At 53.9% G+C, this 14,204-nt stretch carries 17 protein-coding genes; 16 read left to right on the forward strand and 1 reads right to left on the reverse strand.

Annotation, left to right across the window (positions count from 1 at the left end; all coding sequences use genetic code 11):
• Positions 1-388 precede the first annotated feature (388 nt).
• The 16 genes from AB5Y67_RS07245 (at position 389) to AB5Y67_RS07320 (ending at position 12,158) form a co-directional block, all read left to right on the forward strand.
• Positions 389-601: an Hha/YmoA family nucleoid-associated regulatory protein gene (locus AB5Y67_RS07245; RefSeq protein WP_024941646.1), complete on the forward strand. Its 213-nt coding sequence runs from the start codon at positions 389-391 to the stop codon at positions 599-601.
• Between the two features lie 13 nt (positions 602-614).
• On the forward strand, positions 615-1,187 hold the full coding sequence (locus AB5Y67_RS07250; protein ID WP_199427191.1) for a recombinase family protein: 573 nt from the start codon (positions 615-617) through the stop codon (positions 1,185-1,187).
• A gap of 2,193 nt (positions 1,188-3,380) precedes the next feature.
• Positions 3,381-3,797, forward strand: coding sequence for a helix-turn-helix domain-containing protein (locus tag AB5Y67_RS07255; RefSeq protein WP_234915127.1), 417 nt, complete (start codon positions 3,381-3,383; stop codon positions 3,795-3,797).
• 99 nt (positions 3,798-3,896) lie between these two features.
• The gene (locus AB5Y67_RS07260; RefSeq protein WP_199427193.1) at positions 3,897-4,700 is read left to right on the forward strand and encodes a hypothetical protein; all 804 of its coding nucleotides are present in this window, start codon (positions 3,897-3,899) and stop codon (positions 4,698-4,700) included.
• 292 nt (positions 4,701-4,992) lie between these two features.
• On the forward strand, positions 4,993-5,214 hold the full coding sequence (locus tag AB5Y67_RS07265; protein WP_199427194.1) for a hypothetical protein: 222 nt from the start codon (positions 4,993-4,995) through the stop codon (positions 5,212-5,214).
• A gap of 528 nt (positions 5,215-5,742) precedes the next feature.
• The gene (locus tag AB5Y67_RS07270) at positions 5,743-6,828 is read left to right on the forward strand and encodes a capsid protein (protein WP_199427195.1); all 1,086 of its coding nucleotides are present in this window, start codon (positions 5,743-5,745) and stop codon (positions 6,826-6,828) included.
• Positions 6,829-7,051: 223 nt separating this feature from the next.
• Positions 7,052-7,282, forward strand: coding sequence for a hypothetical protein (locus AB5Y67_RS07275; RefSeq protein WP_109422082.1), 231 nt, complete (start codon positions 7,052-7,054; stop codon positions 7,280-7,282).
• 4 nt (positions 7,283-7,286) lie between these two features.
• A complete protein-coding gene (locus AB5Y67_RS07280; RefSeq protein ID WP_199427196.1) occupies positions 7,287-7,943 on the forward strand; it encodes a Rha family transcriptional regulator in 657 nt (218 codons plus the stop codon).
• Positions 7,940-8,527 carry a hypothetical protein gene (locus AB5Y67_RS07285; protein WP_234915128.1) on the forward strand — a complete coding sequence of 196 codons (588 nt, stop codon included), beginning with the start codon at positions 7,940-7,942 and terminating at the stop codon, positions 8,525-8,527. Before AB5Y67_RS07280 ends, AB5Y67_RS07285 begins: the two co-directional genes overlap by 4 nt.
• Before the next feature lie 110 nt (positions 8,528-8,637).
• Complete coding sequence (locus tag AB5Y67_RS07290) at positions 8,638-9,141, forward strand: hypothetical protein (RefSeq protein WP_199427197.1); 504 nt, start codon at positions 8,638-8,640, stop codon at positions 9,139-9,141.
• Positions 9,142-9,198: 57 nt separating this feature from the next.
• Positions 9,199-9,411 carry a hypothetical protein gene (locus AB5Y67_RS07295; RefSeq protein ID WP_199427198.1) on the forward strand — a complete coding sequence of 71 codons (213 nt, stop codon included), beginning with the start codon at positions 9,199-9,201 and terminating at the stop codon, positions 9,409-9,411.
• On the forward strand, positions 9,411-9,611 hold the full coding sequence (locus AB5Y67_RS07300) for a hypothetical protein (protein WP_139435643.1): 201 nt from the start codon (positions 9,411-9,413) through the stop codon (positions 9,609-9,611). The genes AB5Y67_RS07295 and AB5Y67_RS07300 overlap by 1 nt, the downstream gene beginning before the upstream one ends.
• Complete coding sequence (locus tag AB5Y67_RS07305) at positions 9,608-10,078, forward strand: ribonuclease H (protein WP_199427199.1); 471 nt, start codon at positions 9,608-9,610, stop codon at positions 10,076-10,078. Before AB5Y67_RS07300 ends, AB5Y67_RS07305 begins: the two co-directional genes overlap by 4 nt.
• Positions 10,079-10,348: 270 nt before the next feature.
• A complete protein-coding gene (locus AB5Y67_RS07310; protein WP_109422087.1) occupies positions 10,349-11,026 on the forward strand; it encodes a KilA-N domain-containing protein in 678 nt (225 codons plus the stop codon).
• Between the two features lie 90 nt (positions 11,027-11,116).
• Positions 11,117-11,353 (forward strand): hypothetical protein, encoded by a 237-nt coding sequence (locus AB5Y67_RS07315; protein WP_109422088.1) that lies wholly within the window; start codon positions 11,117-11,119, stop codon positions 11,351-11,353.
• A gap of 157 nt (positions 11,354-11,510) precedes the next feature.
• Positions 11,511-12,158: a hypothetical protein gene (locus tag AB5Y67_RS07320; protein ID WP_109422089.1), complete on the forward strand. Its 648-nt coding sequence runs from the start codon at positions 11,511-11,513 to the stop codon at positions 12,156-12,158.
• Positions 12,159-12,214: 56 nt separating this feature from the next.
• On the opposite strand, the gene AB5Y67_RS07325 is transcribed toward AB5Y67_RS07320, so the two are convergent.
• Positions 12,215-13,573: a tyrosine-type recombinase/integrase gene (locus AB5Y67_RS07325; protein ID WP_199427200.1), complete on the reverse strand. Its 1,359-nt coding sequence runs from the start codon at positions 13,571-13,573 to the stop codon at positions 12,215-12,217.
• Positions 13,574-14,204 lie beyond the last annotated feature (631 nt).

Here is a 14,204-nt window from a genome sequence, read left to right on the forward strand (position 1 = left end):
GAAAAAATCTGAACGCCCTCTTCAGTGATTAAGTTCCCACGATTTCCCCCCGTACCCCCTCAGAACCTGCCAGCTGGTCGCCCTGCCGTCCTCTTTCTGCAATCACCTGAGCACCTGCCTACACCTCTCCTTGTCCCTGCCCCAAGCCATCCCATTACTAGCACGTAGGCGCTCCCCTGCGTTTGCCTGTGGCCTCCTGCCGTGCACATCTGTCGTTCCATGCGTCCCATTGAGGTATACCCTAATGAACTTCTTTCACACGGGGGTATTGACTGTCTCATTTATGTTTCATAATCCAAGTCTCATAGAATTTAGACGTTAATGTGACAGCGTGACACCGACAAGACTCACGTTGAAGCAATAGGAAGAAGATGAAGGAGATTTCCGCATGAATGACTTGGTTATCAGGCTTCGCCGATTCAAGGACAGGAAGTCACTGGATAGAGTCGCCCCAAGGATGCTTGATAAGGCTGCTGCTACGGGCTTCCAAGAGGAACTGAAGGTCATCGCAGCGATTGACCACCGGCAAGCAGAGATAGCTGCTGGAAAGCATTACGACGCGGGGAAAGTCCCTATGACAGCTTGGGCATTGGTGGATTGAGTAGGAGAGAGTGATGGGACAGGTTATCGGTTATGCACGTGTGTCGTCTGTCGGTCAATCGTTGGATGTTCAACTGGATAAGCTGACAAAGGCCGGTTGTGAGCGTGTGTACCAAGAGAAGGTATCAGGGACCAGCACAGATGGCCGTGAGCAACTAGCCGAACTCCTGCGGTATGTCCGAGAGGGGGACGATGTGGTGATCACCAAGCTGGACCGTCTGGGCCGTTCTCTCGCTGACCTGCTGGACATTACGGAACAACTGGAAGCCAAGGGCGTGACCCTGCGTGTACTGGACCAGAACCTAGAGACGACGACAGCCCAAGGGAAGCTGATGTTCACCATGCTGGGTGCCTTTGCTGAGTTCGAGACGGCTTTACGCAAGGAGCGTCAGATGGAAGGTATCGCCAAGGCTAAGGCTGCGGGGAAGTACACTGGCAGGCCCAAGAGTATCGACGAGGATGCAATCAAGGCGACCCTGCTGGAAGGCGGTAAGTCCCTGCGGGAAATCGCTACGCTTCATGGAGTCAGCCGAGCGACTGTCCATCGCCTATCAACAAGGATGCGAGAGGATGGGGTATTGAGTTGATCGAGTGTTTCTATCGATTGAGCCTGGGATCATTGAAAAGACAGATCACTGGGGCTGTCCCGACATACATTAGAGAAAGCTAATTTACCCTGACCAATAGAAAGAACTGATCGAGTGACCCACTTTGATCAAATCTTTCAATCGACCCCCGAGGCTGTTCACTGCGACACCTTGGGGGTTTGTCGTTTAGGAGGACTCGACGATGGCCCGTGTGTCTCTTGCCGTCTCCCTCTGGTCCCTTCTCCTTGCCTCCCTTCTCCCTTCCATCCTTGTCCCTGCTGTCTTCAGGCTTTCTCTGTGGATCTCTGAGATCGTGCAGGGGTGAGCCTGTGGGGTTGCATAGGGGAAGGCGTAAGGTGAGCACAGAGATCGTCTGAGGGGCTATCTAGAGGGGAGCAGAGGGGGACTGTGGGGCTGACTCTGGGCTTGTTCGTCTGAGTGCCCCTGTTTGTTGTCCCGAGGTCCATCCCGAGGCCAGCATTCCCGACGACCATCCCAACGATAACCAACGGAACACATACCGATTACATCCGGCATACAGCTTGCAGTTAAAAACTCTGAGACACCAAAATAAAACAGAGGATTGTCTCACAAAGAGACCACCTTTCAGCAGACAATAAACCCTGACCATTGAATGAAATGAAAGACCGGTCCCCTCTCTCTCCTTCCCTCCGCCCGTCCCTAAGACTATCTATAAGACATCTATTAGATACCCTAGATACTATCTCTCTATACTCTACTTACTATAGGTATCTTTAAGACTACCCAAGGTCTACCCAAGGACGCCTCAATGGCTGTCCTGTTGTCGCTTCTTCAGGTCTCCCTTGCTTGCTTCTCCCTAGCTACTCAATACCTCCAGACTACCCAAGGTCTACCAATCGACTCCTTCAGGATGGCCTACGGGCTGTCCTGTTGTCGCTTCCTCAAGACTTCCCCCTGACCATCCCTAGGACAACCGAGTGACAACTTCAGGACAGATAGCTAGTAAGGATGATCAAGCGACAGTATCCGTTGGTTGAACATAGCGAGTTCCTTATGAGGCTCTAAGGGATGACCTTATGCAAAATGTCCCAAGGGCAAATTGCATAACCCAACGGCTGACCTTGGGGCTGGAGAAAAATGCCCTTGAGGCAAATCTGGGAACACCCTGCGACTGACCTTGGGACTGGTCGAAATAGCGGAATCCGCCAAACAGACCACCTCCCAGCGTCTGACCTTGGGACTGTCCAGAAATCCCAAATTGGGGAATCCGGACACCTCCCAGCGACTGACCCGAGGACTAGCTCAAAAATGCCCTTGAGGCAAATCTGCGCTATCCCAGCGTCTGACTTTGGGACTACTCCAAAAATGCCCCAAGGGCAAAAATGGAGTACCCAGCGATGGACCTTGGGACTGTCCAAAAATGCCTCAAGGGCAAATCTGGACACCTCCCCAGCGATGGACCTTGGGACTGGCCGAAAATGCTCCCAGCCCAAATCCGGCCACAACCAAGCGTCTGACCTTGGGACTGGTAAATAATCCGGATTCCGGAAAACTTACCACCTCCCAGCGTCTGACCTTGGGACTGGAGAAAAATGGCCTAGGGGCAAAAATCTCCACCCAGCGTCTGCCCCGAGGACCGCCTGCTGCAAAATGGCTCAAGGACAAAATGCAGCACCCAGCGACTGACCTTGGGACTGTACGAAAATGGCCCGAGGGCAAATCCGTACACCTCCCAGCGTCTCCCTCCGCTCTGCCCTTTATCGCCTATCAACATTGTCCATCCAAGCAAGGGAAGGAGAGGGAGTTATCTATAGGTAATCTGTAGGTACTTATCCTGTGGCCCCTATGCACAGGGAAATCCGGAAGGGGGTCTGGAGGGGTACAAAACTGCGGAATCCGTGAATTTGTACCCCCCGAGGTCTGTCTTGAGGTGGTGCGAAACGGGATGTCCCCTTTTAGCACCGCCACAAGGTCTGTCTGGAGGGGTAGCCAAAAGACAAACTCTCTTTTAGCAACCCCCGAGGTCCATCCTTGCGATACGCCGAAAATGGGACTGACCCAAATCCGGCGTATTCCCGAGGTCCGTCCTTGCGTTTCCGGAAATAGCGGAATCCGTCAAAACCGGAAGAGGTCCCGAGGACGACCTGAAGCCGCTCTGGGTGAAAATCCCGAATCGGGGAAATCACCCACCCCCGAGGATGACCTGAAGCCGTGCTGTTAGAAAATCCGGATTCCGGAAAATGCAACACCCCCGAGGACAGCCTGAAGATGCACTGGGAAAACAGCGGATTCCGCCAAGACCCCAACCCCGAGATCTCCCCCAGCCCTCTCCGTGCAACTGAAGGAAAAGCGCGACAGACGGACGCTAGTGCGTCTATCGCTGCGATTCTGGAGAAGCACAAGGAAGGCATGAGCAACAACGCGATTGCCAAGCTGTTCAACATGAACCGCCGCACAGTTGATGGGATCGTGGAGGCACTGTTCCAAAATCCTGAATCAGGAAAATGGAACACCCCCGAGGTCTCCACCCCCGCCGTCCCGATGGCATCCACGGAAGACCGCTCCGAGACCCGCGAGGACTCCCGCTCCTTTATTGACGAACAGCTCGACGCTCTGCTTACAAATTGATGATCCACTCTAAAGGTTTGACATCAATCAATGAAATGACTTTGCAGGCTTGATCAAATAGAAGCCGATTGATGCAACCGCCTAATGGAGGAACATTAAATGATGAAAAAGCATCCAACTCTTTTACCCGAGGGAACGGTGCTGACAACAGAAGGCCGCGACAAGATTCTCACGGGCAAGCTACAGCGAGCCGTGGTGCATGCTCTGGCTGATGGGGACTTTCATTTTCTCCCAACCCCCGAGCAGACCGTCGCCAACCTAATTAAAGAAATGAGCCGCTTTGACAAGGTAGCCCCCCAGAATGTCCACCGGACGCTGAAAGTGCTCGAAGAGAAAGGAGTGCTGAGGCTCACCAAGCTGTCTTCGGGAAGCGCCGTTATTAAGCACGCGATCAGCAGCAGGCAGACCGGCGAAATGACAGCCGATGGATACCCCCGATGGGAATACTTCATCAATGGCGACGTTACGAAAGAGCTACGTGAACACGACGTGCGTTATGCAGCCGATGTCGTTGGGCATGTGGATTTCGTCGCAGCGATTAAGGGGGCGTTTCAGGAGAAGAAGAACGCATCTGTGTTCAAGACCGTGAAGCTGGCGAAGGAGGGATCAACCCGCTGGTTTATCACTGAGTTCAACAAGCCATCCTTATTTGCGCTCGCTGCCCGTGCCTACTCTATCCGCGTGAATGACAACTACGGTGAGATCCCGAACCAGCTTGTCGAGCAGGCAGCCCGTGGAGCATGGCAGCCATTCTTCGACACCCTGAAGAAGAACAAGGTGATCAGCTATCACGACTTACCAGAAGGCCGTGTGATGGTCTGGGACGCCCGTCGCTGGGCAGTCTATAGCGCCCGTGTGATGCAGCAGCGGGAAGCGATCATTCATTCCTGGAAGACCGAGTGATTAACAGGGGGTCCTGAAAAGAGAGTCTGTCTTTTGGGGACCCCCGCGTCAGACCCGAGGACGACCTGAAGACGCACTGGGTAAAAATGGGGAATCCCCAAAATTACCCCCCGAAGTCAGTCCCTCTGTTGTCCAGAGGATGACCCTGCGTCTGCCTGAGCGAATTAGCGGAATCCGCCACACCGCTCACCCCCTGCGTCTGCCTGCGGAGAAATGAAGAATCCCGAAAATTCCGCACCTCCCCTTTCTCCCTGCCCATAGCGATACACCTATCAACTCACAAGGAGCCGCTATGACCGCAGTCTCTATCACCACCGTACATCCTGAAGTCGTCAAGGAGCGCCTGCGGGTGATCTCCCACCTTGTCACCACTGAGCCGGAGAAGTACCTGAAGAACCGCTGGGAGCTGAATCGTGAAGCTGTCAGGGGATTTATGGGTCTGACACCTGCCGAGTTCGACGCAACGATGGAAGAAGTGGACCACGAGGTCGAGGCCAAGCGTAACGCTGAGTAAAAAGCCTGAATCAGGAGAATTGCTCACCCCAGCGTCAGACCCGAGGACGTCCTTGCGCTGAGTAAAATTGCGGATTCCGCCAAATTACTCACTCGACGCCAGACCCGAGGACGGCCTTGCGCACTGGGTATAAATCCGGAATCCGGAAAAATACCCACCCAGCGTCCACCTGCCCGAAAATGGGGATTCCCCAAAATCGGGCACCCTTTCGATCCCCCTGTCCGGAAATGCGGAATCCGCAGAATCGGACACCCCCAGCGTCCCCCTGCCCGAACTAGCGGAATCCGCCAAAGCGGGCACCATCTCGATCCCCCTGCCCAAAACTGCGGAATCCGCAAAATTAGGCACCCTCTCGCCTCCCTCCGGATTTCCCTGACCTAAGAACGTATGAAGACGCGCGGAAACGCACGTAACTCAAGGACCAGCCCGTGGGGAAACCTGCGGGCTCCCTTTTTCTACGTCCTGACTCCCTTTCCCTCTTTCTCTTTGGCCGAAGGGCCATCCACCTATCAACAAGGAAAAACAACTATGTCTGCTTACGGCACTTTCCCGACTTTTCAAAACGTAACCCATGTAGGTCAGAACAACGGTCAAGGCGATACCCGAGCCCTATTCATGAAGCTGTTCGCTGGTGAAGTCCTGACGATGTTCCGCAATCAATGCGTCTCCTTGGGCACCACCCGAGTGATGACCCTGAAGGGTGGTAAAGCATTCGATTTCCCTGTACTTGGCATGAGCCACAATGCGAAGTACCACAAGCCCGGCGAGCTGATCCAAGCTGGCGGCATCAAGAACGTCCTGCGCACTGTCACCGTCGATGACGTCGCTGTGGCTGCTGTGTTCGTGGCAGAACAAGACGAAGACCTGAGCACCTTTGAGGTTCGCTCTCACTATGCCCGTGAGCTGGCCTATGAGCTGTCGAACATGATCGACAAGAACGTCTTCCGGACCATCGCCAAGGCTGCCTTCATTACCAACAAAGAGCTGGCTATTGCTCAATTCGGTGAGAACGGCGTACTGGATGACGAGACCTTCACCGAGAACATTACCCTGCGAGCAACCGATGCAGCAGGCCGTCCGATGGCCCGTGGTCAGCAAATCGTGGACGCCATCTACCGTGCCCGTACCGAGTTCCGTAAGGCAAGCGTCCCAGGTATCCCTGTGTGTGTCCTGAAGCCGGACGACTTCGAGGCCCTGACCAATGCGGCTGCGGGGATCGGCAACATGGCTTGGCTGGACAACCGTTTCTTGGGCCAGACTGGCGAGGACAAGTCCAACGGTAACGCTGACACTGGCCTGCGCATTGCCGGTATGAAGGTCTACGAGTCAAACAACCTGCCGGACCAAGACGAAAGCGAGGGACTGATCGGCTCACCGGAACCCCTAAGCGTGGAAGACGGTGGCTCTGGCCGTACCGCTGCGTACCGTGGGAACTTCTCCAAGCTGCTTGGCTTGGTCTACACGAAGGACTGCGCGGCTACCGTGAAGGTACGCGACATTGTGACCCAGTGGGTCCCTGAGCCTCTGCGTGTCGGTAACACCGCGCTGGCTAAGATGTTCGTCGGTCACAACATCCTGCGTCCGGCCTGTGCGGTCGCTCTGCTGGAAGCGTAACAGGGATTTCCCTGACCAAAGGATGAAGAGAGGTTTCCGGTCAGGGTCCTCTCGCCATCTGGTGGTTTGCATTGCTTCTGGTCATTCGGTGATTCCTTAGACCCCCATGCGTAGTTCCTGTGGTTAACACGGGGGCTGCCCTTGGGGGTTCTTCTTTGGAATACCGTATTGGACACCTCGACCTCTCCCTTTCATCCCCAATCTGATAACTCAAGGAAACATTATGACCCGCTCTTTCTCTCTGCCGGAAAGCGGCTACAAGGCCCCACGGCAACACACAACCGTGACCATTCGTCGCCCAATGATCCCCAAGGTAGACGCACTGGTTGAACTCTACCGCAAGAACACAGGGCAGCCATTGACCCGTACTGACGTCGTGAGCGCGATCCTGATGGACGCCTACAACGACTTCATCGAGACAGGACTTATGGTCCCCCAACAAGACAAGGAATAACCCAATGAACACCAATCAAATCACAATGACTTCCCGCCAGATTGCCGAGCTGACTGGTAAGCGCCACGACAACGTAATGCGTGACATCCGTGTGATGCTTGACGGATTAGGTCTCCTCAACTTTGAGGCGGGCTCTTACCTCGATGCAAACGGACAGAAGCGTCCCGAGTACCGCCTCGATAAAGACCTAGTGATGACCTTGATCACTGGCTATGACGTGAAGCTGCATCTCTCTGTAGTTAAGCGCCTGCGTGAACTGGAAGAAGCCGCAACGCCGTCCCTTGCGAGCATGACTCCAATGGAGTTTATCGAATACCAGTACCAGCGATTGAAGCAACTGGAAGCTGAGAACAAGCTGATGGCTCCCAAGGCTGAAGCCCATGATCGCTTCATGTTTACCGAAGGGTCCCGTTCCCTGCGTGACACTGCGAAGGCGCTGGGGTTTGGCCCTGTGAAATTCAACAAGCTGCTCGCTGCTGACGGCTACCTGTTCAAGCAAGGGAAGTCGTGGGAACCCTACGTCCAACACTTAGAAGCTGGCCTGTTCGTCCTGAATGTCAGCGAAGCAAACGGCGTAGTTACCAAGCAAACCCGAGTGACCCCGCTAGGTATCACCAAGCTGTCCCAGCGGTACACCACCAACAAGGAGGAATCTCAATGATGGACTACCAGACCACCGACTACGGCTTCAGCGTGGAGACCTGTGACCTACCCTCCTACTCCAGCGGCGTGAACGACCAAGGGGAAGCCCTCTATGAACTCGATGGGATCGAAATGACCAAGGCACAGGCCGAGGACTTCAAGGACTACTTCTTCGACGACGAGGACGATCACTCGCTTTCCCAAGGCAACGACACCGAGTCCCTACCGGACGCCATTCTTTCAGGCTTGAACGCTGTGAATGACGCGCTGGGAGGCGGTGGAGTCGCTGAGTTCTACGCTGACGAGCTGCTGGGTCTAGGCGAAAGCCGAATGGACTCTGTGGTCTCTTCTTCCGGCATGAGTCAGGAGGAAATCCAGTCCCATGCAACAGCGGTAATGATCGACATGGCCGCACAGGTAGGAATACCCAGCGACTACCTGATGAACGAACTTCAGAACGACATCAACCGCGTCCGCTCGTTTAACTCCCAGTCTGGCTTGAAGCTGCTGCGAGAGGCTATCGCTGACGGTATCGCTGGGGAATACGACTCCGCGATGACCAAATGGGATCGCCTGCGTCGCGCCCTGCAATCCATCAAATAACCCACTTTTTCTAACCCCTAATTACCCCATACCACAACCATCTGGAAAGCCTCTGCGGCCTTCTGGAGGGGCCACTGTGCCCGTCTCAACACACACATAAGGAAACCGACATGAACAAAATCACCATTGCTGACCTGTCCGAAGAACTGCTGGACGTAATCAACGGCCAACGCGCCCTTATCAACGAACTGGCCGAACGTGCAGGGCTGACCTCTGCGCAAGTCCAAACGATTCAGATGGACGCCTCCCAACGACACCAGCGAGCCAAAGTGGCAGCAGCAAAGGCCAAGGCCAACCGTGAAGCCTACGAAGAAGACTCCCGCCAGATGGCCTCTTGGGTCTACGCCACCCGCTTCGACTTCAACAATGCGAAGGAATGGGGCAAAGCAGCAGCGACCGAGTGGCTGGTTATCTGTGACCGTAGCGGCTCCGAGCATGGTCGTGATCACACCTTTAAGTACCACGAGCCGACCCAAGACGAACTGCTGGAAGCCCTGAAGGATCTGGAGCGGTGGAGTCGTGCGACTGAAGAACACAACAAGGACCGCCGCGAACATGCCCAGCGGACCCTTCCGAAGGTCAAGGCCAAGCTGGCCGCCCTGCTGACCGCCTAATGCAATCCACGGGGGAGGCCCTGCGTCTCCCCTGCTCTACCGAAGGAACCTATCAACATGACTGCTAATGAAACCTTTCTTGTCCATCCCAGCGACTTCGTGAAGCGCCTTCAAGCCTTCGCCACTCTGAGCCTTGGCCGCCGTCCGTCTACTGGTCAGGTACAGAACGCAATCAACCGATACGTCATGCAATCCCACGGGACAGACCGAGAGTCGATGCTTGCGCTTGCCCGTGAGCTGTTCCCGACAACCGAACAGGAGGCCGCCTGATGATCACCATTGAGGACTGGAGCCACATACACAAAGCCAAGATCCGCCATGCCCTCTTCTGCGTGGCCTATCGGAGACTCCAAGGGGACACCTTCAGGACTGCCTGCCGGACTACCGCAAAGCGTCTGAAGCTCCATGAACCGACCCTGCGTCTTCTCGCAAGGCACTACATCAAGACCACCGGAGACAACACCAAATGACCCAACAGTACACCTACACACTCGCCACTGATGGCGCTTGCAACACCAACCACACCAAAGCGTCAGTCCGTGTGGCTGGCTGGGGCTTCCTTGCTGTCCGTAGCGATGGCCGCAAAGTTGAACGCTGCGGCTACTGCGTGGGCGCTGGGGAGTCCAACCAGACCGGAGAACTGGAAGCAGTCATTCAAGGGCTGTCACTCCTTAAACCTGGCTCTGTGGTCGAGGTCCTGACGGACTCCGCCTATGTGATCAATGGGGCGACCCAGTGGTTAGCCGGATGGAAGGCGAAGGGCTGGAAGAGGGCCGACAACAAGCCAGTCCAGAACAGGGACCGCTGGGAACAGTTGGATGACCTACTGAGCACCCGCCAAGTGACCTTCAAGAAAGTGAAGGGACACAGCGGCCATCCGATGAACGAACGAGCGGATCAACTGGCTGTGGCCGGTATGAATCGCGCTGGAATGTAAAACCGATCAACACACTCAACTATTGGCGCTCCTACGTGAAATTTCAGGAAGAGTCTGGGGGATTGACCCTGAGATTTCACGCAGCGATGCCTCCCCAAGGTCACTTCTCCCTGACCTAAGCAATACATCCGGTCATTCCCCGACCGTCAATCAACCAATTGCGTCTTTATGTCGTGCTTCTTCTGCTGCTTCAGCTTGCCTATGGGTTAAGCGATTGGGGGCTTGCTGAAGGGGGAACGGCATGAGAGGCACAACATAAGGAACCCATTTATGAAGATCACTTTCAACGGTAACACCTATCCGATCCGCAAGAACGCCGAGGGCCTGTACTCACTGACCGACATTGAGAAAGCATGGCTGGCGGAAGGCAACACTGGCGGCCAACTTCGCCACTGGAAAGACAACCCTGAAGTTGTCGCTATGATTCAATGTTCCGAAATTCGGATAATTTCCAAACGAGGACGTAATGGTGAAACTTGGGGCTGTAAACGTGCGGCCATCCTCTACGCCACCTACTGCTCCCGAGAGTTCCAGCTTGCCGTCATTGACGCTTTCATTGCGCTGACCGAAGGCGACACCATGCAGGCCGCTGCTATCGCTGAGTCTGTCGCGGTGTCCCCTGAACTGCTGGAGAAGCACGACGTCACCCGCAAGGCCATGAACGATGCAATCAAGGCCAAGGGGATCGACATGTGCGGGAAAGCCTACGGCAACTTCTACCGGCTGGCCTGCAAGGCTGCCACTGGGTATGTCCCGTCTGTCCTGACAGGCAAGAATGGGTCAGCCAAGGACTACATCAAGCAGGTATCCAGCGCCCCCTGTATGAACGCTCTGATCGCTTGTATGGAGACGATCACAATGGGCCTGAAGGTAGGGCTGGATTATCACAAGGTCGCCGCCATGCTCAACGTGGGTACATCACAGAATAGTGAGCTGTTAGGAGCCTGAGCTAGTCATAGCTGCTGACCTCGCTATGAATTTCCAATCGGGTCAGATGCTGGTACGGTAAAGCTACCCCAAAATGCTCTGGAGTTTGTCATGAGAAATCCCTCTCTTCCTGATGATGATCCTTCTGTAACTACTCTCGTAATTGTCGCTAATTTGGTGGCGCGTGTTCGCTTAGGAGAAATCTCTGCGGAAGAGGCTGTTCACGAGCTTTTCGATCTTGGATTTAGAAATGCACCTCTTAGCGCATTCATGAAGCTCTTTGCATTTGATGATTCGGTCATGGAGACCATCTTCATGAGCTACGAGCCAACCTCTAGTTCTTGGTAATCGCTTACAGCAAAGCCCCCTTGGTGTACTTCGAGACTACCTGATGTTCACCAAGGGGGCTTTTTTTTCGATGCTACTAATCAAAAATTCATCACAGAAATGGGGATTAGACTGTGTTAGATTTTAGCTTTGTCACTGAAAACATGGAAGAATCCCAATGAAACACATCATGTTGACTGCACTGGCGTTAGGACTTGCTGGCTGTGCCACCCCCAAACCAGTCCTTCAGACTGCACCAGTATCAATCCCACCACTAGGTACCCAGTCCACTAAGCATCTAGGTGAGCAATTACTTATGCAAGCCGAAGGGGTTGTAACGAAAGCGATAGAACTCGGCGGAGCAGATGGGATGACAACGAATGTTCCTGCTGGGATCTACTGTAATACTGGCGGCGATACCTATGTGGCTACGGGTAACATTGAGGTCGGGGTAAAAAACTCGTTTGGAGACATAATTCTTCGTAAGACAGACCTGAATTATGACGGTAAACAAGTATGTGCAAACGGATCATTCTCCTGTTACACACCTCAAGAAATTTCGATCAAAGAGATTCCTAATAAACTCTGTGTGAAGAAAGACTCCTTCCAGCAAGTCATAGAGTTCAATGGTAAATCTGGTGACACGTTGAATTTCACTTATCGAGAGTTTACCGGCGGAATGGCTCGCTCTGCTTTCACCGCAAACTTCACTATGGACCTGAATGAAGGAGACGAGCTTGTCTACAAAGGGGCGGTGATCAAAGTTAATGCAGCTAACAACAAGCAGATCACTTACACCGTTCTCAAGAACTTCAATACGCTATAAAGGCTGAGACTTTAACCCTAGGAGCTCAACCATCTCCTAGGGCTTTTTCGAGGTGGTTACTTGTTGAACAACTTGAGGAACTGGGACATGTAGTCAGACGCAAGCATGGTCTCGACGGCTTCGAGCTGGCGTGAGTAGTCATGGCCGGATGAATAGAGGCCATAAGACATGGTTAGCCCTTTGGTCCCGTGCCCCACTATTGGCGCTGTAACATCCTCTGGGATGCCTGCACGTTGGTAGGCTGTGATAGCCATGCCACGCAAGCTGTGGAAGCCCTTGGTGCGATCTCTGACGCCTGTGGCAACCTCTTTCAGCTTGCCAAACTTGCTGGACCATCCGTGGGGGTTCTTGGACTTAGGGACAGGCCACAAGTTGCCCACTACGCAAAGTCTGAGTTCTTCCCATAGCGCGACCGGCAGGGGGAAGGCACGGATGGAGTTAGCTGTCTTACCTGCCTTGATGCGAACAAGTGGGACACCTTGGCTCACTTCAAAGGAATCAGCCTGAAGGCCGATGATCTCGCTTAGACGACATCCGGTGATAAGGCCGAACTTCGTCAACATGCGAAGCTCCGGTGTGGCCTTCTCGATAATCTGGGCCAACTCTTCAACCGTGAAAGGGGCGTATGACTGGGAGTCGCCTGTGCTTTTGATGCCTGCGCTCTTGAACGGGTTATCACCTTCCACGCTCCGAGTGAGGTAGCTGGTTTCCCACACAAGGGACAACGCCGACAAGTAACCGACCCGTGTGCTGTCACTCTTATTGCCAGCCAAGGACCCTAGCCACAATGTCACGTCACGTCGCTCAACATCCTTCAGGAGTACCGCTGGACGACCAAGGAAAGCGGCTAGACTGTCTGCTGCGTGTTTGGCACGACTCAAGGTTGCTGGTGCTGCGGCTTTGAGGCCCTTTGCAGCTTTGGCCTTCTCGCTCTTAATGAACGCTTTGGATGCTTCCTTCAGGGTGATGGCGTACTTGTCGCTTACCTTCAGATCCCCGTGGATAGCCTGCCTTATAGCGTCCGCCAGCTCTTCATTCCCACGCTCAATAGCAGATTCAAGGTCATAGGCGTGGTATAGGCTCTCGGATTCAACTTCAACCTCTTGTCCATCTGGCAGCAGGACCGTCTCAATACGCTGCTCTGCTTCCCTGACCGCCTGCTGGATTTCTTCGATGTAGGCGTTGAACTTCAGACGCTTGGGGGCTTCCTCCGCCTGGGCAACCAACCGGTCAAAATTGGCAACGATGAGATCACGCTTCCGCTGGGCTTCCTTGAGGTCGCCTGTCTGCAATGTCTTAGTGTAGAGCCGCCGGCCGCCAAACATTGGCAACCCACGGATAGCCTTGGGGACATTCCACACCAAGTACCAGACATTAGCCTTTTGCTGTAAAGCCCAAGTCTCGCGCCTTTTCATACACACCTCACTTATGCTAGCCTTACCATCAATGTTACCGCCGATGTTTCCATCTATAAGCTGTAAGTTGTTGATAATCTAATTATTCAATGAGTTGTCCATGTAGTCAAAAGACAATGAACTTCATGGTAATGACTCGGGTGACCTTGATTTAAGGGCGCGAATTATATCAGAACTTTGTGGCCAGCGCCTACTGGATGAGCGTTTGCTCACATTCCCCTAAGCAATGTTTGCCGCGCGGGCGCAATCTTGCGTATATTCCCGACCCTGCGCCTCGCCAGATTTTTGACAACAGACTGATCCGATGAAGACCTATATCTACTACCCCGGCATGGTAATCAACTGGAGATGGCCACACCGCAGCCAAACCCGCGCAAACCCTTGCATCCGTTGATATAGCAGCCTTTTGAGAAGAATACACCCCACCTCATAACGCCTCATTCCCCCGATATTTTTGCCCCAAAATTGCCCCAATCTGAAAAATCTTGCCCCAAAATTGCCCCAGAAAAACCCCAGCCTTTACCTGTCGAACGCGCATAGAAAAGCCCGCTCAATGGCGGGCCAATCCTAACCAGTTGCAAGAGCTATGAAGCAGCTTGCAGCTCATCGCGAAGTCGTTCAAGAATGCGCG

The organism is Aeromonas sp. s12, assembly GCF_040907925.1.
Taxonomy (GTDB): domain Bacteria; phylum Pseudomonadota; class Gammaproteobacteria; order Enterobacterales; family Aeromonadaceae; genus Aeromonas; species Aeromonas veronii.